This is a genomic window from Zooshikella ganghwensis, from assembly GCF_018263875.1.
Lineage (GTDB): Bacteria > Pseudomonadota > Gammaproteobacteria > Pseudomonadales > Zooshikellaceae > Zooshikella > Zooshikella ganghwensis.
Genome location: NZ_JAEVHG010000002.1, coordinates 57,884 through 82,866 on the forward strand (window position 1 = coordinate 57,884; position 24,983 = coordinate 82,866).

The 24,983-nt window shown below is 43.2% G+C and carries 22 protein-coding genes; 15 read left to right on the forward strand and 7 right to left on the reverse strand.

Going from position 1 to position 24,983, the window contains the following annotated elements:
- Positions 1-131 precede the first annotated feature (131 nt).
- Positions 132-890: a 30S ribosomal protein S2 gene (rpsB, locus tag KHS79_RS04195; protein ID WP_027707184.1), complete on the reverse strand. Its 759-nt coding sequence runs from the start codon at positions 888-890 to the stop codon at positions 132-134.
- A 270-nt stretch (positions 891-1,160) separates the two neighbouring features.
- Between rpsB and map the strand changes: the two genes are divergently transcribed.
- The 5 genes from map to KHS79_RS04220 all read left to right on the forward strand — a co-directional run bounded on the left by map (position 1,161) and on the right by KHS79_RS04220 (position 8,024).
- A complete protein-coding gene (gene map / locus KHS79_RS04200; protein WP_212717551.1) occupies positions 1,161-2,000 on the forward strand; it encodes a type I methionyl aminopeptidase in 840 nt (279 codons plus the stop codon).
- A gap of 55 nt (positions 2,001-2,055) precedes the next feature.
- A complete protein-coding gene (locus tag KHS79_RS04205; RefSeq protein ID WP_212716927.1) occupies positions 2,056-4,794 on the forward strand; it encodes a [protein-PII] uridylyltransferase in 2,739 nt (912 codons plus the stop codon).
- A 41-nt stretch (positions 4,795-4,835) separates the two neighbouring features.
- Positions 4,836-5,180 (forward strand): ArsC family reductase, encoded by a 345-nt coding sequence (locus tag KHS79_RS04210; RefSeq protein WP_094788063.1) that lies wholly within the window; start codon positions 4,836-4,838, stop codon positions 5,178-5,180.
- A gap of 21 nt (positions 5,181-5,201) precedes the next feature.
- Positions 5,202-6,239, forward strand: a complete 1,038-nt coding sequence (gene dapD, locus KHS79_RS04215; protein WP_212716929.1) for a 2,3,4,5-tetrahydropyridine-2,6-dicarboxylate N-succinyltransferase — start codon at positions 5,202-5,204, stop codon at positions 6,237-6,239.
- A gap of 567 nt (positions 6,240-6,806) precedes the next feature.
- Positions 6,807-8,024, forward strand: a complete 1,218-nt coding sequence (locus KHS79_RS04220) for a hypothetical protein (RefSeq protein WP_212716931.1) — start codon at positions 6,807-6,809, stop codon at positions 8,022-8,024.
- 173 nt (positions 8,025-8,197) lie between these two features.
- Here KHS79_RS04220 and KHS79_RS04225 read toward each other — a convergent pair whose 3' ends face one another.
- From KHS79_RS04225 to KHS79_RS04250, 6 genes are all read right to left on the reverse strand, one after another.
- Positions 8,198-8,713, reverse strand: coding sequence for a CBS domain-containing protein (locus KHS79_RS04225; protein WP_212716951.1), 516 nt, complete (start codon positions 8,711-8,713; stop codon positions 8,198-8,200).
- A gap of 175 nt (positions 8,714-8,888) precedes the next feature.
- On the reverse strand, positions 8,889-9,761 hold the full coding sequence (locus KHS79_RS04230) for a substrate-binding periplasmic protein (RefSeq protein ID WP_212716953.1): 873 nt from the start codon (positions 9,759-9,761) through the stop codon (positions 8,889-8,891).
- 152 nt (positions 9,762-9,913) lie between these two features.
- Positions 9,914-10,498, reverse strand: a complete 585-nt coding sequence (gene dcd, locus KHS79_RS04235) for a dCTP deaminase (RefSeq protein ID WP_027707177.1) — start codon at positions 10,496-10,498, stop codon at positions 9,914-9,916.
- A gap of 52 nt (positions 10,499-10,550) precedes the next feature.
- Positions 10,551-11,645 (reverse strand): iron-sulfur cluster carrier protein ApbC, encoded by a 1,095-nt coding sequence (apbC, locus tag KHS79_RS04240; RefSeq protein ID WP_212716955.1) that lies wholly within the window; start codon positions 11,643-11,645, stop codon positions 10,551-10,553.
- A gap of 31 nt (positions 11,646-11,676) precedes the next feature.
- Complete coding sequence (locus KHS79_RS04245) at positions 11,677-12,405, reverse strand: replication protein P (protein WP_157365381.1); 729 nt, start codon at positions 12,403-12,405, stop codon at positions 11,677-11,679.
- The gene (locus KHS79_RS04250) at positions 12,302-12,775 is read right to left on the reverse strand and encodes a DnaT-like ssDNA-binding domain-containing protein (protein WP_027707175.1); all 474 of its coding nucleotides are present in this window, start codon (positions 12,773-12,775) and stop codon (positions 12,302-12,304) included. Before KHS79_RS04250 ends, KHS79_RS04245 begins: the two co-directional genes overlap by 104 nt.
- Positions 12,776-13,696: 921 nt before the next feature.
- Here KHS79_RS04250 and metG point away from each other — a divergent pair.
- From metG to KHS79_RS04300, 10 genes are all read left to right on the forward strand, one after another.
- Positions 13,697-15,733 carry a methionine--tRNA ligase gene (gene metG, locus KHS79_RS04255; protein ID WP_212716964.1) on the forward strand — a complete coding sequence of 679 codons (2,037 nt, stop codon included), beginning with the start codon at positions 13,697-13,699 and terminating at the stop codon, positions 15,731-15,733.
- 266 nt (positions 15,734-15,999) lie between these two features.
- Positions 16,000-16,596 (forward strand): electron transport complex subunit RsxA, encoded by a 597-nt coding sequence (rsxA, locus tag KHS79_RS04260; protein WP_212716966.1) that lies wholly within the window; start codon positions 16,000-16,002, stop codon positions 16,594-16,596.
- A gap of 27 nt (positions 16,597-16,623) precedes the next feature.
- Entirely contained in the window at positions 16,624-17,208 is a 585-nt protein-coding gene (rsxB, locus tag KHS79_RS04265; RefSeq protein WP_027707172.1) for an electron transport complex subunit RsxB, read from the forward strand.
- Positions 17,205-19,457, forward strand: a complete 2,253-nt coding sequence (rsxC, locus tag KHS79_RS04270) for an electron transport complex subunit RsxC (protein ID WP_212716968.1) — start codon at positions 17,205-17,207, stop codon at positions 19,455-19,457. The genes rsxB and rsxC overlap by 4 nt, the downstream gene beginning before the upstream one ends.
- Positions 19,458-19,469: 12 nt before the next feature.
- Positions 19,470-20,528, forward strand: a complete 1,059-nt coding sequence (gene rsxD, locus KHS79_RS04275) for an electron transport complex subunit RsxD (protein ID WP_212716970.1) — start codon at positions 19,470-19,472, stop codon at positions 20,526-20,528.
- A gap of 6 nt (positions 20,529-20,534) precedes the next feature.
- Positions 20,535-21,188, forward strand: a complete 654-nt coding sequence (rsxG, locus tag KHS79_RS04280; RefSeq protein WP_212716972.1) for an electron transport complex subunit RsxG — start codon at positions 20,535-20,537, stop codon at positions 21,186-21,188.
- Positions 21,178-21,891, forward strand: coding sequence for an electron transport complex subunit E (locus tag KHS79_RS04285; RefSeq protein ID WP_212717552.1), 714 nt, complete (start codon positions 21,178-21,180; stop codon positions 21,889-21,891). The genes rsxG and KHS79_RS04285 overlap by 11 nt, the downstream gene beginning before the upstream one ends.
- Before the next feature lie 39 nt (positions 21,892-21,930).
- Positions 21,931-22,566: an endonuclease III gene (nth, locus tag KHS79_RS04290; RefSeq protein WP_212716974.1), complete on the forward strand. Its 636-nt coding sequence runs from the start codon at positions 21,931-21,933 to the stop codon at positions 22,564-22,566.
- Positions 22,567-22,847: 281 nt separating this feature from the next.
- Positions 22,848-23,984: a succinyl-diaminopimelate desuccinylase gene (dapE, locus tag KHS79_RS04295; RefSeq protein WP_212716976.1), complete on the forward strand. Its 1,137-nt coding sequence runs from the start codon at positions 22,848-22,850 to the stop codon at positions 23,982-23,984.
- A 305-nt stretch (positions 23,985-24,289) separates the two neighbouring features.
- Positions 24,290-24,667 (forward strand): hypothetical protein, encoded by a 378-nt coding sequence (locus KHS79_RS04300; RefSeq protein WP_027707165.1) that lies wholly within the window; start codon positions 24,290-24,292, stop codon positions 24,665-24,667.
- Positions 24,668-24,983: the final 316 nt, after the last annotated feature.

Sequence of the window (24,983 nt, forward strand, 5' to 3'; positions counted from 1 at the left end):
TTTCCTCTGAATTAGGTTGATTAGACTAAAACATGCTGACTGAATAAGCGTACTAACACATTATCCGCAAAAAGGGGGCCTTGCCCCCTTATTGTCATTCAGCCAATGCAATGTGCTACTTGAGGTTTAGCTTAGCCTTCAGCAGCCGCTTGTGCTTCACCTTGCTCGTCAACTTCTTCAACGAACTCATCTTTAGCACCAACATCTGAAGCAGAACGGCCTTCAACAATAGCATTTGCTACAGACTGTACATACAGTTGAATAGCACGGATGGCGTCATCATTACCTGGAATAACCACATCAACACCCTCTGGGCTGCTGTTGGTATCAACAACGCCGATTACGGGGATACCAAGCTTATTTGCTTCGCTGATGGCAATACGCTCATGATCAACATCAATTACGAACAAAGCGTCAGGTAAACCGCCCATGTCTTTGATTCCGCCAAGACTACGCTCTAGCTTTTCCATGTCACGGCTACGCATCAAAGCTTCTTTTTTCGTTAGCTTTTCAAAGGTACCATCTTGACTTTGGCTTTCAAGCTCACGTAAGCGGCGAATAGACTGACGAATTGTCTTGTAGTTTGTCAGCATGCCACCCAACCAACGGTGGTCAACATAAGGCATTCCTGCACGCTGCGCTTCTTCACGAATAATCTTCCCAGCGGCACGCTTTGTCCCAACAAACAGCACTTTCTTCTTTGCTTCTGCCATTTTTTGAACTGAAGCTAAAGCGCTATTGAATGCTGGAAGGGTATGCTCCAGATTAATGATATGAATTTTGTTGCGAGAACCAAAAATGTATTTGCCCATTTTTGGGTTCCAGTAACGGGTTTGGTGACCAAAGTGAACGCCGGCTTTCAGCATTTCACGCATTGTTACTTTTGGCATACTAACTCCTATAAATGGGTTAAGCCTCCATGTACCCCATAGACCAACCTTTCGGCACCCAAGTCTATGTGACGGCACATGTGTGGGGTTAAAATTACTTACCTATTAATCAAGCGGCGCTTTATACCATAAAAGCACCTTAGTTAAAACCTTAACACTACAATTTATCTTTCAATTTTAGGCTACCTTAAAGCGACAAGTATCACTTACTTAGAGTTTGCTTCCATAGAGATTTAGCTAAGCCCTCTTAAATAACGGCTGCCAGTTCTGATACACTATCGAGAACTAGAATCGTTTGCCGTTAAAAACTACTGTCAGGATTTACCTCTTAGAATGAATGTTACAATTAAGACACCTGAAGAAATTGAAAAAATGCGCATTGCTGGTCGAATGGCAGCTGAAGTATTAGAAATGATCGAGCCTTATGTTGTAGCAGGTGTTACCACAGGTGAGCTGGATCGCATCTGCCATGACTATATTGTTAACACGCTGGATGCCATCCCTGCCCCCCTTAATTATAGAGGTTTTCCAAAATCTATCTGTACATCCGTCAACCATGTTGTCTGCCATGGCATTCCAAGTGATAAGAAAACACTCAAGAACGGTGACATTATCAACATTGATGTCACCGTCATTAAAGAGGGTTATCACGGTGACACCAGTAAAATGTTCTTTATTGGCAACCCACCAGAACATGCGAGAAGACTTTGCCAAGTTACTCAAGAGTGCTTATATAAAGGTATTGCTGCAGTGAGGCCTGGTGCTTTTTTAGGTGATATTGGCTTTGTCATTGCCCAACACGCACATGCTAACCATTACAGCGTGGTGGAAGAATATTGTGGTCATGGCATAGGCAAAGAGTTTCATGAAGACCCGCAAGTACTCCACTACGGTAAAGCAGGCACAGGGCTTAAATTACAGGAAGGCATGACCTTTACCATAGAACCGATGATCAATGCCGGTAAAAAATTTACCAAGCTTAATAAAAATGACCATTGGACCGTAACAACTAAAGATGGCCGTCTATCAGCCCAATGGGAGCATACTATTTTGGTGACTGCGACAGGTGCAGAAATTTTTACCCAGCGCAAAGAAGAAAATATTTTGTAAAAGTACCTGTTCTCATTTCTGATTACTGAAGTATTTCACTAAGAGGCTGGTTAACATGTTTATACCACCATCCTTTGATCAATTATGCACAGAACTATTTGACAAAGGTCAGTTTCGCGCCGACTTAATACTTTCCAGTAATCCTTTACCTGCTTATAAAAAATCATTACAGCGCGCTCAACAGAAAATGGATGAGCTGTATCAAGCAGGTATTAATATAGAGCATCTGGTCCACGGCCGAGCCTGGGTAATGGACCAACTGCTCATGTTAGCGTGGGAATTTTATGTGGGACAGCAGCAAGAGGATATTGTCCTGCTTGCGGTGGGCGGCTATGGTCGAGGCCAGCTTCACCCCCACTCTGACATTGACCTGCTCATTTTGCTTTCCGGAAATCAGCATAATCACTACCTGCCTGCCATTCAGTCATTCCTCACCTTATTGTGGGACTTAAATCTGGCCGTTGGTCACAGTGTACGCTCACTGGATGAATGTGTGAGTGCTGCGGCTGATGAAATAACGGTCATGACAAACATTCTCGAGGCCAGAGTGATCACTGGTTTCGCACCTTTATTAAACAAACTTTGGCAGCGAATCGGTTATTTAGGCATCTGGCCCAGCCGCCTTTTTTTGCAAGCTAAATACGAAGAGCAACGAACCCGACATAAAAAATATAATGAAACTGAATATAACTTAGAGCCTAATTTAAAAAGCTCACCTGGTGGTTTACGTGATATTCAAATGATTTCCTGGGTAACTCGCCGTCACTTTGGTACTACCAAATTGCATGACCTGGTAAATTGTCAGCTTTTAACCGAGAACGAATACAGTATTTTAATCTCTGGCCAAGACTTTCTCTGGCAGGTCCGATATGGGTTGCATATGCTGGCCCGTCGTGATGAAAACCGCTTATTGTTCGATTATCAACAGCAGCTGGCTACATTATTTGGCTATAAAGATCGGCCCGGCAGCTTGGCGGTTGAGCAGTTTATGCAAAAGTATTTTCGTGTTGTTATGTCCCTTGGCGAATTAAATGACTTACTTTTACAGCACTTTGACGATTTAATTTTATCTGCAGGACAAGCTCAAACTGTCGTACCGATAAATGAGCGTTTTCAAACAAGAAATAATTATATCGAAGTCGTTACGCCTGATGTTTTTCGAAAAACGCCGTCAGCACTACTCGAAATATTTGTAATCATGACGCAAAACCCTAGTATTCTCGGTGTAAAAGCAACAACTATTCGACTTATCAGAGAACATCGTTACCTCATCAATAATGAGTTTAGAAACGATCCACATAATGCAGCACTTTTTCTCCAATTGATGGCTGCGCCTTACGGCTTGACTGTAAATTTAAGACGAATGGTTCGTTATGGTTTAATGGGGCGTTATTTACCCGAGTTTGGACGAATAATTGGACAAATGCAGCATGACTTATTCCATATTTATTCAGTTGATGCTCACACATTATTATTAATAAAATTTTTACGTCGCTTTCATTACTCCGAAAATGCAGAACAATTTCCCGTTGCCTCCGAAATCGTTCAACACCTGCCTGATCTCGCTTTACTCCATATTGCTGGACTCTATCATGACATTGCTAAAGGTCGGGGAGGAAATCACTCTGAGTTAGGTGCAGAAGATGCACGCGCCTTTTGTATACGTCACAGCATTGCCAAAGAAGACAGCAACTTGATTATATGGCTGGTACGTAATCATTTACTGATGTCTACTACAGCACAACGAAAAGACTTATCTGACCCTGAAGTTATTCACGCTTTCGCCCGACAGGTTATTGATCAAACCCACTTAGATTATCTATATGTGCTGACTGTTGCTGACATTAATGCAACCAATCCCAAACTATGGAATAGTTGGCGAGCAGCCTTATTAAGACAACTGTATCAAGAAACGAAACGAGTCTTACGTCGTGGCCTTGAAAAACCTGCGGATAAAAACGAACGTATAGCATCTCGACAGGAAGAAGCGCTCGCACTTCTTAACACGGAGAATATTCCAACCACACAAATTTTTAATATCTGGCACTCTCTAGACGATAACTATTTCCTAAGACATTCGGTTGAAGAAATCGTGTGGCATACTCAGGGAATTCTTACTGAAAATACAACAAATGGCCCACTTGTTCTTGTGCGAGAAACAACACACCCAGGCTTTGAAGGTGCAACACAGCTCTTTATTTATACAAAAGACAGTGATAATTTATTTGCTGCCGCGACTGCTGCTATTGACCAACTTAATTTAAACATTCAGGATGCAAGAATCATCACCTCTCATAATAATTACAGCCTAGATACCTTTACTGTTTTAGAGGCCGATAGCACACCTATAGGTGATAATCCTCAAAGAATAAAACGAATTAAGCGAACGCTTACTCACAAGTTAAATAATCCTGCACGTTACCCCAGTATCATTCAGCGTCGCACACCACGACAATTAAAGCATTTTACCTATCCAGCAGAAGTAACCATTAGCAATAATCCAAACAATGGTACGACTATTTTAGAAATAATCGCACCAGATCGTCCCGGTTTATTAGCCCTGCTTGGGCGCATATTTATGGAGCTAGGTTTATTTATTCATAATGCAAAAATAGCAACACTTGGCGAGCGTGTAGAGGATGTCTTTTTTATAACAGACGCTCATGGTTGTCCTATTACTGATGCAGATAAATGCGAGCATATCAGACAAACTATATGCAAACAGCTGGATGATAGAGCATTACAAGATGCCGGCCGAAGAACCAGTCGCCGCAAAAGCCTTACGATTCAGTAATTTATTTATTGCAAAAATATGAGCGGAGAACAAAAAGTCTAATGATTACTCTATTCGGTATAAGCCAGTGTGATACCGTACGAAAAGCACGTAAATGGCTTGACGCTAATAATATAAACTATACTTTCCACGACTTCCGACGCCAAGGACTCACTCTAGAACAGGTTAGTGCCTGGTGTTCCGAACTTGGATGGGAAAAAGTACTTAATAAACGGGGTACGACTTGGCGCCAATTACCTGAAGACACAAAACATACTGTCAATGAAACCTCTGTCGTACCGCTACTTGTTGCTCATCCAACATTGATTAAACGCCCGATTATTGACACGGGAAGTCAACGCTTGGTTGGTTTCAGCGAAACAAACTACCAACAGATTTTACTTTAAAATTAATGACGAGAAGTACTCATGAGTAAAAAGTTTTTTAGTTTAGCCATTGGCATTGGTTCAAAAAACAGCCGCGGAGAGTGGCTAGAAGTCTATTACCCAAACCCTATTTTATCCCCTTCTTCACGACTTATTGATCATATCAGTGCTATTGTTCACTATGAACAAGGCAATACATCCATTGAGCTGACAAAAGCCCAACTTCAGCAACTTGCACAGTCATTAACAGATGATGCAACAGAATTACCCGTAGCGTTCATTGAGCAGCTTATGGAGTCTGAGCAACCTATTGTACTAACGCTATTAGAAGGCGATGCTGCTCCGACTTCAACGCCTGAAGCCTATTTAAAACTTCACTTGCTTTCCCATCGTCTTGTGAAACCCCATGGTACCAATTTAAGTGGCATTTTTTCACTTCTGCCAAATGTAGCCTGGACAAATCAGGGGGCTATAGACCTTGCTGAACTACCTCAACACCAACTAAAAGCAAGACTATCAGGTCAACAGCTCCAAGTCTTCTCGGTGGATAAATTCCCCAAAATGACCGATTATGTTGTGCCTAAAGGTGTAAGAATTGCCGATACAGCAAGAGTCCGTCTGGGTGCTTATCTGGGAGAAGGTACCACAATAATGCATGAAGGCTTTGTTAACTTTAATGCAGGAACTGTAGGTAAAAGTATGGTTGAAGGACGTATTTCAGCCGGTGTGATCGTTGGTGAAGCGAGTGACCTTGGTGGTGGCTGCAGCACAATGGGTACTCTTTCAGGTGGTAATAACATTGTTATTGCCATTGGTGAGCAGTGCCTTATTGGCGCTAATGCAGGAGTAGGTATTCCTCTTGGAGATCGCTGCACCATCGAAGCTGGACTCTATATTACGGCTGGAGCTAAAGTCCAAGTACTCGATGAAAATAATCAACCCGTGAAAGTTGTTAAAGCAAGGGAACTTGCTGGGCAATCAGACCTATTATTCCGCCGCAATTCCTTAACAGGTGCCCTTGAGTGCAAAACTAACCGCAGTGCTATAGCACTTAACGAAGAGCTACACGCACACAATTAATATACATACACCAATGACATGGTTTAGGTTTATTACCTGTCATTGGTACACCCCAATAAATTGGGTATTAGTTGCTTAATCACAGCAACCATTTTTTTAATCCCCCCTCCTCATCCTCCTCGTATAGCCTTCGTTTAGGTATAGCATCCAAATTATTCACTTTTATAACTTTTTATCTTGCTGCACTTTCCATGCTTTCTAGATCTTTAGTCTCGATAATATACAACTATTGATGTTATTTAAGGAAACACAACATTCAACGTATATTCACGACATCTTAATGAAAAGTATAATTTATGACACATGAGGCAATAAAGTTGCGGTACTCTCTTTGTCCATGCTATTGTTAGACCTATTCTATTGCATCATGGAAGTAGTTTTTCTGGATGGCTCTATCGAGTAATGAAATATCACCTATAGCAGAGACTCAGTTTATGTCTTTGATGTAGGCTTATATTCAGCCTGTTACTAAATGTACTACATTTAATGTTCAGGGCAGTTATCAGAAAAATTCCGCCAGCAAAACTGCTCTCTTGTTTTGACAGTCCATACATTAGGGAGCTTCAGGTGAAAACACCTGCATTCACTTCACCAATTGCTGCATTATTTATCAGCTTTCTTATTTTCTTTTATATACCAACCATAAGTGCTAACAATAATGCAATAAGCTTATGGGAGTTACAGCAAGGCTCACCCTATGGAACAGCGCCTAATGGCTCCCCAGCCATTTTTATCACAGCTCATGCTGATACGCTCAACAAGATGGTTATTGGTACACAGCTTACATTACCTTTCCCTAACCAAAAAATCGTATTACAACTAACCGAGAGTGAGCAAAACAGCGGAAATATTACTATCTGGCAAGCCAATATAATTGGTCAGTCCAGTAGCGGGTCGGCCAGTCTAATTGTCACACCCAAAAGCACTCGTATTAACCTTTTTACCAATGAAGGAAGTTATGAGGTCCAAATAAATAATACTACAGGTAAAGGATTAATTGTTAGCGAAGATGATTTAATAAAAAATGTCCAAGAAGCCGAACACCCCACCCTTAAAATTTGGACGCTAAGCTCTGAGCAAAATGCAAAAGGTGATTACGCTGTTATAGCTAATACCAGTGTATTTAATAGGCTACAACTTGGCTGGCGTTTGCAGATAACACTTCCCCAAAACCATAAAACGCTTATTGCTACATTAACTCATCGTGAATCGCAACCAGGCAACATGACGATTTGGCAAGGTAAGTTTTCCGAAGCAAACGACGAAGAATTTATAACCATCGTAACGAATGAGATTGAGTCTTACATAACAATAAAATGCAGTGAGGGCACCTACGAAGCAAGACTCAGCCATGTGACTAACCAAGGTGTTATCAGTCTGGTCAATGATGATAGCATTAACCAACCCACTCAACCTGTCGTCTCTTTGTGGCAAGCCGATCTAGTAAACTACTCTCAAAGTAATCCTGTCGCTTACCTCAACGTAAATACCAGCGCTATTCAGCAACTTATGGTAGGACAACATATTTCTCTATTTATACCTCAGTTACAACAAACACTCACAGCAACGATTGACTCGTTCAATCAGCCAAATCGATATCTAAAGCTATTTAGAGCAGCCATTGATAATACCCGAAATGGTTATCTGGTCATTAAAGTTAGCCAGCAAGACGCACGTGTTTTTGTTAGTCTTAGAAGAGGCTTACAGTATCGGGCACAAATAAATATGATATCCGGACAGGGTTATCTTACTGACTTTTTCAGTACATACTACGGAACTTACTAACTATCAACATGCTAACTATCAATATTACTAGCACGCTGTATTAGCGTGCTAGTTTTTTTAAAAGTAAACATTTAATTACAAGCAAAAGTCCATTTAGGGTAAAAAAATAAACTGCAATAGCGAAGTAGTTCTGACACGGAAAATTGTAGAATATAGCCAGACCTATAATTTAACTATAATGAAATGGCGGCTTTTAATAAATCGAGAACAGAAATAATACCTACAACTTCTTTATTTTGGGTCACCAAAACACGATGAATTTTCCCTCTCACCATGGCTTCAGCAACTTGCACCAGTGGAGTAGCAGGCTCTACCTCATACACCAAAGGTGTCATAATATCAGCAACAAGCGTTGAATTATCAACTGTTACACGAAAAGCATTACGCTCTTCACTAGACAACCTATAATTATCTAATGCCTGATAAAAGCTTGAATCACGAACAGGGGGTTCATCTGACTGTAAACTTGCATAACGAACCAAGTCCGTTAATGTAACAACACCTAACAACTTACCTGACTCGTCAATGACTGGCGCCCCAGATATTTGATGATCAACTAAAAAATCAGCCAGCTGATTAACTGACCAATCATAGTGTGCAGTAAAAACCTGCGTTGTCATTAAGTCTGAAGCTTTTTGTCCCTGAAATACATCTCGCACATTATTTTCAATCGTTGACTGTTCCAACATAACAGTGCCCTATTCCTGATGGCGATTTATTATAAACTTTATGACCAAGCTTTTTTAAAACTATATCTGCTTAAAACTATACCTGCTCAGCCTTGGCTTTGTCCTTTAATTTATCTTTACAGGCGAGTATGACCGAGCAAACATAGTATGATATTGATTGCGATCAGCAGAGAACCTAATAATTTGAAAAAATTTTACGTAAACTACCATCTGAACGCATACGCTTTATTTCTAGGTTAATATCATCTATACGCGAACTTAACTTTGAACCTTTAGAAAAAGCTATTTTATATTGACTTTTACTGATGGCTTTTCTGGCAAAACTAAATTTGTCACGCCATTTTGGATGTCGGCGAATAATATCCTGCATCACTTGTTCATCTGCAATCATTAAGTCAACTTCATTATTCATAAGTTTATCAATATTTTCCAGGTGATCTGCACCATAAAAAACCTCTTTAAACTTATTTTCTTCGATCGCTTTATCCATATCCACGCCATGGCTATAACCTCGAATGGTTGCCACACGATATGGATACAAGTCACTCATTAATTGCCACTGAACAGGCTCACCACGCCGCCGTAAATACCACACACGGTCATGAGATATAAAGACAGTCTGGCTAAATGTCATATAGCCAGATCGCTCAGTGGTTTGAATAAGAGGGAAGACTATGTCAGCCGTATGCTCATGGATCATCCTTAAGCACTCCTCCCAAGGATACAACATGGTATCCATTTGAAAGCCAAGACGTTTTAACAGTTCGCGAGCAAAATTTACTGCTACTCCGCCCGTGGCTGGCCTTCCTATCTCACCAAGAATATAAGGTGGCCAGGGATCGCTGACATAAAGCACTCGGGGCATTTCTTTTTTTTCTGCCGCCACAGCCTGAGGGGAAAGTAATGCCGAAAAAAACACGCCAATTAAAATAAAGGTTCCATAAAAAACATATAGAAAAAAGCGCGGCTTACGGCCAAGCTGTAACATCAATATACGGTGAAAGGCTATAAACAACCCAAAAAATACATTAATGGTTCGAGAGCTCAAGGGTAAAACTCCAGCCTTTATAGTAAATTCTAAAATTCTATACTATAACTAAAGCACAAATTCCCCGCCCTGCTGAAAAATGCCGATCAATAATCTACAATGATTTAAAAGTTTATGACGCTGAAATTAGAAGTAACACTCAACATCTACCTTTAACTATCACGACTAATTCGACTGGCAATCGCACTGGATTGATTGCGGTACTTAGCATCTTGCCGCTTATTATAAGGGCGCATCGCTGGGCCAGTCATTGTTTCAAAATTAATGGCACCAATGGTCATATTAGGCTTTAAACCAAGAGGTAGTTTGCCACCATTAAAAAACTCCAATACAATCTGCCCACTCCAACCAGGATCAATTCGGTGCGCAGTTACATGCACCATCAACCCAAGGCGTGCTAGGGAAGAACGACCATCAAGCCAACCAACAATGTTATCTGGTAACGTCACGGATTCTTTAGTAACAGCCAATGCCAATTCACCAGGGTGTAAGAAGAAGGACTCTTCATCTTCCAGGATAATTTCCTTGCTCATAATCGAGTCAAGTACACGATCCATTTCTTCCCTAGGACCACTCAGGTCAACATAGGGGGCTGCATGATCATTAAACACCCGAAAGCTATTACCCAGTGTCAAGTCAACACTGACACCATTAATTCGAGATAATGGTGGCTGTGGATCGATTACAATCTCTCCTTGCTCCATCAACGCTTCAATATCACGATCACACAGTCTCATGTTGTCTACTCCAGAAAAAATCGCAAATCATCAATAACGTATGCTAATCAGTTTAGTCATCCGCAATAGAAATCGTAGGCCCAGAAGACATCGACTCGGTAATTTTATCCAGCTGTACAGCCATGTTTCTTGCTATGACTCGATAACGCTCAGCAATCTGACCATCAGGCTCGGCTAATACTGTTGGCTTACCACTATCTGTTTGTTGACGTATTTTTAAATCCAGTGGTAATGAACCTAGCAAGGGTACATGATATTCATCAGCTAGCTGCGCACCACCACCCTCACCGAAGATTGGCTCCTCATGCCCACACTGACTACACACATGCATGGCCATGTTTTCTACAACACCTGCAACAGGAACTTTCACCTTATGGAACATTTCAATGCCTTTGCACACATCAAGCAAGGCAATATCCTGAGGTGTGGTGACCATCATGGCCGCTGTTACTGGCACTTTCTGGGCCAAAGTCAATTGAATATCACCTGTGCCCGGTGGCATATCAATAATAAGGTAATCTAATGACTGCCACAGTGTTTGTTGTAACAACTGCTGTAACGCGCCACTGACCATAGGACCACGCCACACCATAGGCGTTTTGTCCGTCACCAAAAAAGCCATAGACATGACTTGAATGTTATGAGCTATGAGTGGCTTAAAATATTTATCATCAATGGTTTCTGGACGTGCATCCTCAGCCACACCCAACATCATGCCCTGGCTGGGTCCATAAATGTCCGCATCAAGAACCCCGACTTGGGCACCTTCTTGCGCTAAAGCTAGCGCTAAGTTAGCGGCAGTTGTCGATTTACCGACCCCTCCCTTACCTGATGCGACTGCAACAATATTTTTGACCTGCTGCAACGCTGGTATTTGCGTTAGACGAGGAAAGGTCGGCACTTTCCAATTCACAACTATATTCAAAGTTGTTATATCAGAGCGTTCAGCAAGCCCTTGCTTAAGGGTTTCTTCTAAAGACTGTTTGATGTCGCTTGCAGGAAAGTTGAATTCAATTGCAATATCAAGATGACCATCAGTCAAGTGAATATGCTTGATGACATCGCTTGTGGCTAATGGAATATCCAGATATGGCTTTAATGATTGTTGTATCAACGATTCAACACACTGGCGTATGCGTTGGGTCATACTCACTCCCACCAAAAGGGCACTAAAAGGATTAATCAGAAGATTTTTTGAGCTTTGATCGCAGCGCGAGAAATGCAGCTCGCCCGCCTTTAGGATTGATGCCTTGAGCCTGCATGGCTGCTTGAAGCTGTTTATTTGACTGTTGCTCGGCGACATCTTGAATAGATGATCTTTTGTGCTCTAACGCAAGAGCAACGGGTTCATCAAGCGACTCACCATCCAATAATCGCTGACATAATTGCTCATAGTTGTTTTTAAATAGAGGGAAAGCTACGCGCTGCTCTTCACTACGGAGCACCATCCAACCCGTGGCTTTTGCCGCTAAATACACGGCAGGATGAGACCAGCTGTAGTCAGGCGAAAACTCAGCAGCATTGCAAGCTTCATAGTAGGCCGCCAGGGGCTTTTTTAAGCCAAGCTCTTCGTAGCGTAACCGGCAATAGTAAAGAATTTCTTTTAGGTCAGGAAAAAACTCAGTGTGTCGAATAGCAAGGTCAGCAGCGTTGACTATTCGCTCAGGCGAATACTCCTTGAGCATATCAAGCCATAAAGACTTTGCTACTTCTAGGTCATCCTGCGTAGGAAAGGCAGACCGGAACTTAATCGGTGACGCTGCTCTTAACTTCCGAAAAACAGCATTAATGGCCTGATAATACTTAGTCGGATCGCTCGACGCCGCTTTCGAAGCGGAATTTGTTGGCCCAGCTGTAGTCTGTAAGTTCTTCAGCCGTTGATTGATAAGTGTTTTGCCGTCTTTCACTTTGCTGGCGCTTCCACTGATAGATCACATGGTTTTTAAATCGATTTTGCCAAGCTTTACGTGCTTCACCTGTTTCCAGCCAGTATAACTTGAAATCAGGTAGTTGCTTCCAAATAAATTCTGCCGGAATTCCATGGTGAATAGCAAGCCACTCAACATATCGAGGATCTGGCTCAAAATCCTCAGGCAAAGGTTGTACTCTTGCTCCAGATGTACCTTCCTGGTTATCTGAGCGCTGCTGATCAGCCTCCCTACCTCGACCAAAAACCGGGTGCTGAGGTGAGTCTGAAGCAGTTTCTGCAGTAACTATTTCCCAAGGTGGAACACCCTGGTTGAGTAACCGATTGTATCGTTTTCGATCATTGCTCATAACATACCTGCTTGCTATCTACCCGCTGTTACTAATGCAAAGGTCGCTCCAGCTACTTCAACGTACTTTATACATCTTGTGCGTACCTACTGACTAATGTCTTTGCTTCGCACGACCACTAACAAAGGAAGACATACCCGCCAACAAAGGCCAACATATCTTACTTTAAGAGCAATGGGTGAATTCCTTTCGCCCAGCGTTCAGCCTTAACGGGCTAACCTTACAATTCCTTCCTTCAATCAATGAAGAGAAAGGGGCGACGATTATAGACATATCTGAAAATCGAGCAAGAAGAATTAGTACGTTTCACTTTATTCACAACCTATCCACTCATTAGGTGTGATTAAGGCTGTTTTATTCCAACATACTTCAGTTGAGTTCAGTGTAATTAAGGTAATCTACCATACTTAAGGCAAAACTGTTCTCTTAAACGACACCTAAAGTATGAAGCTGTAGCCATCACATGTAGCATGATTTCATTTCACCTAATTACTCAGCATGGCAGCTTATTACTTTAGTGTTGCTATTTACCTAACACTTCTGTGTAAGGGATATTACCTAATTATGGACTTACACTAGCGACACTCATACTTAAGGGGCAATCTCTAATCAAATAGAGAAACTAGGCTAAAACCACTAGCAGCCTTCACAAGGAAACGAGTCAGTGACTCACTCGCCAATCAATGCCTCAAACGTAGTGTATCAATGTTTATACCTTTAATTGTAAAAGAGAAGGCTTGAATGATGCCAACCTTTTTCTGTCAACATTTGTTAGCTGAAGTAATACTTGACCATAACCCATAAGTGTTCGCTAACATTCTGGATTGGCAAAAACCTGAACTATTGCTGGGTGAAACCCAGCATCTTTGGCATTATAATTGGCCCCCTTATTGAACTTTAGAATTGAGATACTGGCTGACCATGACCCAAGAAGCTAAACGAAACATTCTGGTAACAAGCGCCCTACCCTATGCAAATGGTCCTTTGCATATGGGGCATTTAGTGGAATACATTCAAACTGATATTTGGGTCCGTTTTCAAAAAATGCGTGGCCACCAGTGTATTTATGTCTGTGCAGATGATGCTCATGGCACAGCCATTAGCCTTCACGCTGAAAAACTCGGCATCACGCCAGATGAGCTGGTTAAAAATATTAACGCTGAGCGTATCAAAGACTTTGGAGAGTTCTCTATTGAGTTCGATAACTATTACTCCACACACTCAGAAGAAAACCGTGAGCTTGCAGAAACCATCTATTTAGCCCTTCGCTCTGCAGGACATATTTCCAAAAAAACCATCAGCCAGGCTTATGACCCTGAAAAGCATATGTTCTTAGCTGATCGTTATATAAAAGGGGAATGTCCTCGGTGTGGCGCGGCAGACCAGTATGGCGATAACTGTGAAGTATGCAGTGCTACCTACTCACCAGCGGAGCTCAAAAATGCAGCATCCACGTTGTCTGGCGCAAAACCAATAACGAAGCAGTCTGAGCATTACTTTTTCAAACTCAGCGAGTTCAGTGACTTTTTACAGAAATGGACAACAAGTGGGCACGTCCAGCCAGAAATCGCTAATAAGCTTGCCGAATGGCTGGATAGTGGTTTACAAGACTGGGATATCTCTCGTGATGCCCCCTACTTTGGCTTTGAGATACCAGAAGCACCTGGCAAATACTTTTACGTCTGGCTGGATGCGCCTATAGGCTACATGGCTAGCTTTAAAAACCTCTGTGACAAGCGTGATGACCTCGATTTTGATACATTCTGGAATCCAGAAAGTCGGGCCGAAGTTTACCATTTTATCGGTAAGGACATTGTCAACTTCCACTGCCTGTTTTGGCCTGCCATGCTATCTGGTGCAGGCTATCGCACCCCTACTCAAGTGTGCGTACATGGCTATCTCACCGTCAACAATGAAAAAATGTCCAAATCCAGAGGAACGTTCATTACTGCCCGCACCTATCTTGATCACTTAAACCCTTCTTACCTGCGCTACTACTATGCCGCAAAGCTCAACAGTCGTATTGATGATATTGACCTTAACCTAGAAGATTTTTGTCAGCGTGTTAATGCTGACCTCGTGGGTAAAGTAATTAACATTGCTAGTCGCTGTGCCAATTTCATCAAGAAACAAGGTGGTGTACTTTCTAGTGAAAACAGTGAGCCAGATTTAATTGCCTCATTTGCTGATCAGGCCTCAACAATCGCTTCTTTGTATGAGCAGCGTGAATTTGCCAAAGCGGTTCGCGAGATTATGGCACTGGCGGATAAAGCAAACACCTATATTAATGATCAAGCACCTTGGGTGTTGGCGAAACAACCTGGACAGGAACAACAAGTCCTTAATGTTTGTACCGTAGGTATTAACCTATTCCGCCTGATTATGCTGTATTTAAAACCTATTATTCCGGCTTTAGCTGAAGATACGGAAGCGTTCCTCAATATAGATCCCCTTCAGTGGCATGACGTTAATACGGTTTTACTCAACCACGCGATTCAACCATTCAGTGCCATGCTAACCCGTGTTGACCCGAAAAAAGTCAGTGCAATGGTTGAAGCTTCCAAAGAAAGTCTAGCCCCCAAGCAACAGGCCATACCCGCCGATAGCCCGCTTAGTAAAGAGCCCATTCTGGACGAAATCAACTTCGAAGATTTTGCCAAGGTTGACTTACGCGTAGCCCTGATCGCGAACGCAGAGCATGTTGAGGGGGCAGAAAAGCTGTTAAAGCTGACATTGGATTTAGGTGGACAAACTCGTACAGTCTTTTCTGGGATAAAGAGTGCTTATAGCCCTGAACAGTTAGTTGGCAAGCACACTGTGGTTGTCGCTAACCTTAAGCCAAGAAAAATGCGGTTTGGTTTATCGGAAGGAATGGTGCTTTGTGCTGGTCCTGGAGGCAAAGACCTATGGGTTATTCACCCTGATGACGGCGCTAAGCCAGGCATGAGAGTACTCTAGTCGCTAGCCAAGATAGCGGATGGTTATGATATGGGCAGCTGTTTTTAACAAACTCAGTATGTCCATATCATGAACTTTAGTAATGGAAGTAGCCACTCCCTATAGCAATGCCAATTAAGCTTATAACATATTTGACTTAAAACTTATGCCTTATCATCTTGTATGGCATAAAAAGCTGGCTGATAATAGTCATTCAGCCATTTAGTGACAACTCCCGTTAAATCACTGCGTTTTATCGCACTTTTCCAGTAGATGGTATTTTAAGCATGCTTGATTCAGCCAGTGAAATTGCGCTTATTTTGACCAGTGCAATTTTGGTGAACAACTTTGTACTTGTGCAGTTCCTGGGACTCTGCCCATTTATGGGGGTTTCCAATAAATTGGAAACAGCCATGGGCATGTCACTGGCAACCACATTTGTCCTCACCCTGGCATCAATCACTAGCTATATCACTTATGAGTACATTTTAAAGCCTCTGGACTTAACTTTTTTAAAAACCATTGCCTTTATCCTTGTCATAGCTGTTGTTGTGCAATTTACTGAAATGGTTGTCCGCAAAACCAGCCCCCTGCTTTATCGTGTACTCGGTGTGTTTCTACCACTGATCACTTCTAACTGTGCTGTGCTTGGTGTTGCCCTACTTAACAGTAACCGGCTACACAGCTCACTACTGGAGTCTGCAGTTTATGGCTTTGGTGCTGCCGTTGGCTTTTCACTGGTGTTAGTTATGTTTTCGGCAATGCGTGAACGACTAGCCTTAGCTGATGTGCCCCAGCCTTTTCGTGGTGCAGCTATAGGCATGATCACCGCAGGTTTAATGTCACTGGCCTTTATGGGCTTTACTGGACTTATCAAGCTTTAATTTGTAGTTAATCACAGGCAGTCACTCATGGAGATAATTGTCTACGCCATACTTGCTCTGCTGACATTGGCATTAATTTTTGGTGCCATACTTGGCTTTGCTTCAGTGCGGTTCAAAGTAGAAGGCGATCCACTCGTTGATCAAATCAATGCATTGTTGCCTCAAACCCAGTGTGGCCAATGTGGCTATCCTGGATGCAGGCCCTACGCCGAGGCAATTGCCGATGGTGATGTTATCAACAAGTGTCCACCAGGTGGTGAAAGCACCATTGCCTCACTTGCGGACTTGCTTGATGTCGAGCCTATGCCGCTGGATGAAGCTCATGGTGAGGAAAAACCTCGGACCGTTGCCTATATCAGAGAAGATGAGTGTATTGGCTGCACAAAGTGCATTCAGGCCTGTCCTGTTGATGCCATTCTTGGTGCAGCCAAGCAAATGCACACTGTGATTGCTAATGAATGTACTGGCTGTGACCTTTGTGTTGAGCCCTGCCCTGTTGACTGTATTGAAATGAGACCCATTGAAGTAACAACCAAAACCTGGTCATGGGAGCTACCACCCGCCCCGGTGAAATTAATAGCTACTGATGCTGGACGGGGGCATGCTGCATGACACGTAAAACTTGGCCTTTAACCGGCGGAATTCATCCCCCCGAAAACAAGCACCAGTCAACACAGCAGCCCATCAAAATTGCCGCACTACCTGATAAGGTTGTACTGCCTTTAAGCCAGCACATAGGCGCACCTGCCGAACCTATTGTTGCTGTTGGAGACTATGTACTAACAGGACAATGTATTGCCCGCGCTAATGGTTTTGTCAGTGCACCCGTTCATGCTTCCGTATCAGGTACGGTAACCAATATAGGCCCTATGGCTGTCCCTCATGCATCGGGCATGTTTGAGCCTTGTATTGAAATCCAAAGTGATGGACTGGACCAATGGGTTGCATTAAAAACCAATGAAGACTACGCATCGTTATCTACAGAAGCCTTACTTGAAACTATTCAGCAAGCAGGTATTACAGGCTTAGGTGGTGCAGGTTTTCCTACTGCTGTGAAGTTAGCAGCTCGCGCAGAGTCTGCGATTAAGACGCTCATTATCAACGGTACGGAGTGCGAACCCTATATAACAGCAGATGACATGCTGATGAGGGAGCGAGCAGACCAAATTATCAGTGGTATCCAGATTCTTCAACATTTGGTTAAACCTACAGAGTGCTTGTTAGGCGTTGAAGATAACAAGCCTGAAGCCATTGTGGCCTTAAAAAAAGCGGCCAAGAATACCACTATAGAAATAGTGGTATTTCCAACCAAATACCCCTCTGGTGGCGAAAAACAGCTTATTCAAATTCTCACGGGAAAAGAAGTACCCAGCGGTAGCTTGCCTGCAGATATCGGCATCCTTTGTCAAAATGTGGGTACTGCAGCGGCAATTCACGATGCAGTTATTCTTGGAAAACCACTTATCTCTCGAATAACAACTGCTACAGGAGAAGCTCTTCAGCAACCAGGCAACTTTGAAGTCAGGCTAGGCACTCCTGTTGACTTTCTATTAAAGCAGGCAAGCTTACACTCAGAACACCTGGGACGTTTAGTGATGGGTGGCCCCATGATGGGCTTCACCCTGCAATCACTCGCCGTACCTATTATCAAAACCACGAATTGCTTAATTGCAGCTACCCAGACTGAACTACCCCCCGCGTCTCCTGCTCAATCTTGTATTCGTTGTGGTCACTGCGCGGAGGCATGCCCTGTTTCGCTACTTCCACAACAGCTGTTTTGGTTTGCTCAGGGTAAAGAGTATGCTCAACTGCAACACCATAACTTGTTTGACTGCATTGAGTGTGGTGCTTGTGCTTATGTTTGCCCAAGCCATATTCCTCTGGTGCAATATTACCGGGGGGCTAAAGGTATCATTCGCCAGCAGGAGCTGATGCAACAAAAAGCTGCACAATCTAAACAGCGCTTTGAAGCCAGACAAGATCGTCTCGCAAAAGAGACGGCAGCTAAAGAAGCTAAGCGCAAAGCCAATGCCGAAAAAGCAGCACGACTCAAAGCAGCGGCAGCTGAAAAAGCGGCCACTGATCAGCAACCAAAACAGGAAATTCAAGCTGCGCTGGAAAGGGCCAAAGCTAAAAAAGCGCCCAACAAGTCCAAACCACAGCTGACTGCAGAGCAGAAAGAGTTAAAAATCCAACTGGCCATGGTCAGTGCACAATTGAAAAAGTTACAACGCAATATTGAACAAAGTGAGTCAACGCCCGATGTTAAACAACAAGAAGATTTAGATCGGTTGCAACAGCAGCAGCAATCACTTGAAACAGCCCTGGCTGCTGCCACCCCAAACGACTCGAATCAGGCTGCCCCCCCTGTAGAAAAAGCGACTACAAGCAACTCAAAGGAAAACGCTAGCTCAGGTCCTGACCTAAAAGTGCTGCAAATAAAATTGGCACAAGCGAAAGCAGCTCTCAAGAAAGCGGAACGTGCTTATGCTGCAGCGGCTGAAAACAATGCAGCCGACCAAGATGCTCTCCAAGCCACTATTGCCGAAAAACAAGCTGCACTTGCTGAAGCAGAACAAGCTCTTGCCAAGGCGAAAACTTCTACTGAAGCTCCTTCCCCCTCAAAAGAGGCTGCAAGTAAAAAGCCTAAAAAACCCCCATTAGATGAAAAAACCAAAACCCTTAAAATCCAAGTGGCAATGGCCAAAGCTCAGCTCCGAAAGCTTAATAAACTGGCTGAACATGCTGATAAAGCGCCCCCAAAAGAGGAAATTGAGGCAGCAGAAAAAGCTTTATCTGAAGCCGAGTCAGCACTTGCTGAACACCAGCAACAACCATCATCTTCCCTTGCTGATGCCTAAAGAGGTTATGCTATGACACTCATTCGACAAACCTCACCGCATACTCGCAAGGCCAGCTCAACACAGGCAATCATGCTTAATGTCTTAATAGCCTTGATTCCTGGATTGTTAGTGAGTGTTTACTTTTTTGGCTGGGGAGTTCTAATCAACCTGGTATGGGCTTCACTAGTGGCTGTTGGCTGTGAAGCATTGATTATAAAACTGCGTAAGCGACCTATTCGCTTTTTCCTACAAGACTATACGGCTGTTGTCACTGCTGCTCTTCTTGCACTGGCGATTCCTCCATCGGCTCCCTGGTGGCTGACACTTATCGGCACCAGCTTTGCCATTATTATTGGCAAGCACCTTTATGGGGGCATGGGGCAAAACCTCTTTAATCCTGCCATGCTGGGTTATGTGTTATTGCTCGTATCATTTCCCTTGGAAATGAGCGCCTGGCTTCCAGCATTAGGCGTGCGCGAAGGCCAAGGGGTTCTCGACCTTATGGCCTCAATCCAGCTGTTTGCTGGTAGCGTGCCCGTTAGCTCGCTGGATGCAATGACCATGGCCACACCTTTAGATATCTTGCGTGAAAATACTAGCCTGACCATCGAAGAGTTGTGGGCAACCAACCCCGTTTTTTCTGACTGGGCAGGCAAAGGCTGGCAATGGGTCAGTTTAGCTTACATGTTGGGTGGATGCTGGCTTCTATATAAGCGTGTTTTCACCTGGCATGCACCTGCAGGCATGCTGCTTATGCTGGGTGTAATGGCTACCTTATTTTATGGTGGTGAAGGCTCCGACAGTCACGGCTCTCCACTTTTTCACTGGTTAAGCGGTGCCACTATGCTAGGTGCATTTTTTATTATTACTGATCCCGTGACTTCTGCAGCCAGTAATAAAGGGCGCTTCATTTTTGGTGCAGGTATTGGTGCACTGACCTATATCATCCGCACTTGGGGGGGGTACCCTGACGGGGTTGCCTTTGCGGTACTACTGATGAACATGGCAGCCCCCACCATTGACTACTACACCCAACCTAGAACCTATGGCCATAAAAAGCCTAATCGTGGCTTAGCCAAACCGGATTAACGACCCATGAATTTAATAGGGATTGCCATTACCCGTAACAGCTTGCTACTAGGTGTTTTTGCGACACTGACGGTTGGTGTTATTGCTGTTACTTATGCATTAACCAAAGACCGAATTGCAGACCAAATTCGTCAGGCAGAAGCCAAAGCATTATATGAAATTCTGCCTGAAGAAAGTCATGACAATGACTTACTTAAAACCACAGTCACTATTGCCCCCAATGAAGACCTGGGCAATGAAAAGCCTACTCATGGCTACGTAGCCTTTCAAAAGCAGCAACCCACTGCCATCATCCTACCTGCCACAGCACCTGATGGTTATAATGGCCGAATTTTATTGCTTGTCGGCATCTACGCTGATGGCTCACTGAGTGGTGTACGCGTCATATCTCATAAAGAAACACCAGGTCTAGGCGATGCCATTGACACTAAAGTATCAGACTGGATTCTTGGCTTTTCTGGAAAGTCATTAACTAATCCCGACCAAGATCGATGGGCAGTCAAAAAAGATGGTGGTGATTTTGATCAATTCACAGGCGCTACGATTACCCCTAGAGCAGTAGTTGGCTCGATTAAGCGCACCTTAAGTTACTTTAACAAGCATCAAGACACCCTATTTCAACAAGGTCTGCAACAACTGAGGACTCATGATGGCGAGTAAACCACTGTCCACTGTCGCGGCTGATGGCTTTTGGAAAAATAACCCAGCCATTGTTCAACTATTAGGGCTTTGCCCCCTACTTGGTGTATCAAATAGTGTTGTTAACGCTTTAGGATTAGGGTTAGCAACAACCGTAGTATTAACCTGCTCAAACCTGGTAGTGTCCCTCATCCGCAAACAGGTAACCGATGCCATCCGTTTACCTGCGTTCGTCATGATCATTGCTTCATTTACTACCTGTGTTGAGCTGCTAATGCAAGCCTTCACTTATGAGCTATACCAAATCCTGGGTATTTTTATCCCGCTCATAGTTACCAACTGTATTATTCTGGGCCGAGCTGACAGTTTTGCTGCTAAAAATACTTTAGTACCATCTGTAGTCGATGGCTTTACAATGGGGCTTGGTTTCGCATCAATCCTTCTTTTACTGGGTGCCATGAGAGAGCTAATTGGTCAAGGTACCTTATTCAGTAATATGCATCTTCTGCTGGGTGATGTTGCTCGCAACTGGGAGATAACCTTAATTACTGACTATAAAAAGTTTCTGTTTGCTATCCTGCCGCCTGGCGCCTTTGTTTTTATGGGCTTTTTGATCGCACTCAAAAATATCATTGACCAAAACCTGGCTGAGCGGGCTAAACAAAAGTCGGCGCCCGTTGAAAAAGGTAGCAAACGTGTTAGGGTAACGGGCCAGATAAATTAACTCCTGTCATAGCGCAGTTTCATTACCTATGAAAGTAAAATGAATAAAGAAAAACGACAGCAAATATTTTCTCGACTCAAGGCCCAAAACCCCAACCCAACCACCGAGTTAAACTACACTACGCCTTTTGAGCTCCTGATTGCAGTTATACTTTCAGCACAGGCAACGGATGTAGGTGTCAATAAGGCTACCGTTAAGCTGTTTCCTGTTGCCAACACACCAGAAAAAATACTTGCCCTCGGTTTAACCAAGCTTAAGTCGTATATTAAAACCATTGGTTTATACAATGCGAAAGCCGAAAATATCATCAAAACCTGTCAAATTCTTATAGAAAAATATAACGCTGAAGTACCTGATACCCGAGAAGCATTGGAGTCGCTCCCAGGCGTAGGGAGAAAAACAGCTAATGTTGTGTTAAATACCGCATTTCAACAGCCCACTATGGCAGTTGATACCCATATCTTTCGCCTATCTAACCGAACAGGCATTGCACCAGGTAAGAATGTACTTGAAGTAGAAAAGCGTTTACTGCGCGTTATACCCAAGGAGTTTTTAATGGATGCCCATCACTGGTTAATTTTACATGGTCGCTATGTATGCAAAGCCCGAAAACCTCAATGTGGCTCCTGTATTATTGAAGACCTATGTGAATACAAAGAAAAAACGATAGCTTAGGACGACTTGCCCAACTATTTTTTTATCCAATTTCATAATATACCCAAAACGAAGGTTTTTTAGGGGCGGCCGTCAAGCGATGCCCCCTCCGGAGCTTATATTAATAAGTGACTGGGGTGAAGAGCGCTGACAACAAACCCTAAAAATGATTCGTGAAGGGTATAAAAGAAAGTCGACACTCACAAACTCTCTGATCTGACCAGTATGTATCGAGGGGTAACAAAACCTGATGCGCATATTATGTGTGTTCCCCCCATTTCAATGGGAGCAATAGCTGCTTTATGACAACCACATCACCCACTTTAGCATTAGCCTGTGACCTAATTGCCCGACCGTCTATCACTCCAGAAGATGCTGACTGTCAAACCCTCCTCATTAGTCGCCTACAACCTTTGGGTTTTCATGTCGAGCGTTTACGCTTTGGCGAAGTTGAAAATATTTGGTTACGCAAAGGAAACGGTGGACCTGTCCTTGCCTTTGCTGGGCATACTGATGTTGTACCGACAGGCCCTAAAGAAGAATGGCATACACCGCCTTTCACCCCCACAATTAAAGATGGTTACTTATATGGACGTGGTGCGGCTGATATGAAAGGTAGCTTAGCCGCCATGGTGACGGCTACTGAGCGCTTTCTTAACGCCTACCCCAATCACCAGGGATCACTAGCATGGTTAATTACCAGCGATGAAGAAGGTCCTGCCGTCAATGGTACACGTAAAGTAATGGAATACCTGAGTGACCGCAATGACTACATCGATTGGTGTATTGTTGGTGAGCCATCAAGTACCGCACATGTCGGCGATGTCATTAAAAATGGTCGTCGAGGCTCATTGACTGGCGAACTCACCATTCGAGGTATTCAGGGTCACGTGGCTTACCCTCATCTGGTCAAGAATCCCATTCATCTTGCCGCACCTGCACTAGCAGCCTTATCCACTACCCAGTGGGATAAAGGCAATGATTTTTTCCCAGCTACCAGTTTTCAAATTTCGAACATTCATGCTGGCACTGGTGCAGGTAATGTTGTACCTGGTGAACTACAAGTGATGTTTAATTTTCGCTTTTCCACAGAGTCTTCTGCAGAAGAGCTTCAAGCCAGAACCCATCATATTCTGCAACAACACCACTTGGACTACCACATTGATTGGACGTTGTTCGGCAGTCCCTTTTTAACAGAACGAGGACGTTTAATTGATGCCGCCCAAGCAGCCATTCACGCGGAGGTTGGCACTCACTCTACACTATCCACCTCAGGTGGCACATCAGATGGACGCTTTATAGCTCCCTATGGTACCGAGGTTATCGAGTTAGGCCCTTGTAACGACACCATCCATAAAGTCAATGAGTGCACACGTATTTCTGAGCTTGAAACCCTTTCCTCAATTTACGAACGCATCATGATTAACCTGTTGGGCTAACCACACTGATAGGTAAATACATCTAAGTTCAATGTGAATCATACGATTGGCCTAGTATAAGGCTAGCCGTATGACTTCATTACTTGTATACACATAACCTCAATTTGTCACCATAAGCTCAATAATACAAACAGCGTTTGGTGTATAACGCATTAACTCTCTTTTCATTATCACAATTCGACAGATTAAAAGCATTGGGTATAAAGATTAACTGGTTAGTAGCATTGCTAGGTCTATACTACCCGTGTTAGCTTAGGTGCTCTTGACAGGGTTGGATAACGAGTTTTCCCAAGAGAGTAACAACCATGCAATTACCTGATATTGAAATCTATGTAAAAAACACCACGCCAGAGCTTATTGAAGAATGGCTGGATGATCGTTTTGATAACATTGAGTTACTCAATAAAGAAGGACGCACCCATCAATATAATGCTGATTGGGAAGGTATGAGCATCCCCATTATGGTAGTTGAGCGAGCAGCTGGCCGGGCCTTTACGAGTATTTGGTTTAACTCAGCTGAAACACCTTGGGAAACAGATATTGAGTGTGCTCGTGACGCTTTTGATTTTTTTAACACTGAGATACGTTGTAATGGCACATTCTGGCAGGAAGAGGAAGCTGCAGATAATGACTGGTGGCAAATAACACATCAAGGTGAAGGCATTATAAGCTGGCAAGAATAAATAGGTTTACACTCTCTCCTTTCATAAAATACTCGTGTTTTATAAATAATACTGACTTTTTATCTTACAGCAGCCAATCACCACTAAATACTGTCTTTAAGCGTAACAGAGTAGTAGATAGTAATAACATGCTATGTTAATAATCTTCCCGTAGCTCATTACACAGCATACATACTAAAATGCTTACCTAAGTCACTATCTGTACTTTAAATTACTTATGTACAAGACGCTACTAAGACTTAGGTAGTTATATTTGCCTTTGGCAAAACAGAAGGCTCTAGTGAAATATCAATGATTTTTATATCCCATAATGAGC

Coding starts and splice junctions, on each gene's coding strand:
- rpsB (WP_027707184.1), bottom strand. CDS start 890: ATGCCAAAAGTAACAATGCGTGAAATGCTGAAAGCCGGCGTTCACTTT.
- KHS79_RS04205 (WP_212716927.1), top strand. CDS start 2,056: ATGTTTATACCACCATCCTTTGATCAATTATGCACAGAACTATTTGAC.
- KHS79_RS04210 (WP_094788063.1), top strand. CDS start 4,836: ATGATTACTCTATTCGGTATAAGCCAGTGTGATACCGTACGAAAAGCA.
- dapD (WP_212716929.1), top strand. CDS start 5,202: ATGAGTAAAAAGTTTTTTAGTTTAGCCATTGGCATTGGTTCAAAAAAC.
- KHS79_RS04225 (WP_212716951.1), bottom strand. CDS start 8,713: ATGTTGGAACAGTCAACGATTGAAAATAATGTGCGAGATGTATTTCAG.
- dcd (WP_027707177.1), bottom strand. CDS start 10,498: ATGAGACTGTGTGATCGTGATATTGAAGCGTTGATGGAGCAAGGAGAG.
- apbC (WP_212716955.1), bottom strand. CDS start 11,645: ATGACCCAACGCATACGCCAGTGTGTTGAATCGTTGATACAACAATCA.
- KHS79_RS04250 (WP_027707175.1), bottom strand. CDS start 12,775: ATGAGCAATGATCGAAAACGATACAATCGGTTACTCAACCAGGGTGTT.
- metG (WP_212716964.1), top strand. CDS start 13,697: ATGACCCAAGAAGCTAAACGAAACATTCTGGTAACAAGCGCCCTACCC.
- rsxA (WP_212716966.1), top strand. CDS start 16,000: ATGCTTGATTCAGCCAGTGAAATTGCGCTTATTTTGACCAGTGCAATT.
- rsxB (WP_027707172.1), top strand. CDS start 16,624: ATGGAGATAATTGTCTACGCCATACTTGCTCTGCTGACATTGGCATTA.
- rsxC (WP_212716968.1), top strand. CDS start 17,205: ATGACACGTAAAACTTGGCCTTTAACCGGCGGAATTCATCCCCCCGAA.
- rsxD (WP_212716970.1), top strand. CDS start 19,470: ATGACACTCATTCGACAAACCTCACCGCATACTCGCAAGGCCAGCTCA.
- rsxG (WP_212716972.1), top strand. CDS start 20,535: ATGAATTTAATAGGGATTGCCATTACCCGTAACAGCTTGCTACTAGGT.
- KHS79_RS04285 (WP_212717552.1), top strand. CDS start 21,178: ATGGCGAGTAAACCACTGTCCACTGTCGCGGCTGATGGCTTTTGGAAA.
- nth (WP_212716974.1), top strand. CDS start 21,931: ATGAATAAAGAAAAACGACAGCAAATATTTTCTCGACTCAAGGCCCAA.
- dapE (WP_212716976.1), top strand. CDS start 22,848: ATGACAACCACATCACCCACTTTAGCATTAGCCTGTGACCTAATTGCC.
- KHS79_RS04300 (WP_027707165.1), top strand. CDS start 24,290: ATGCAATTACCTGATATTGAAATCTATGTAAAAAACACCACGCCAGAG.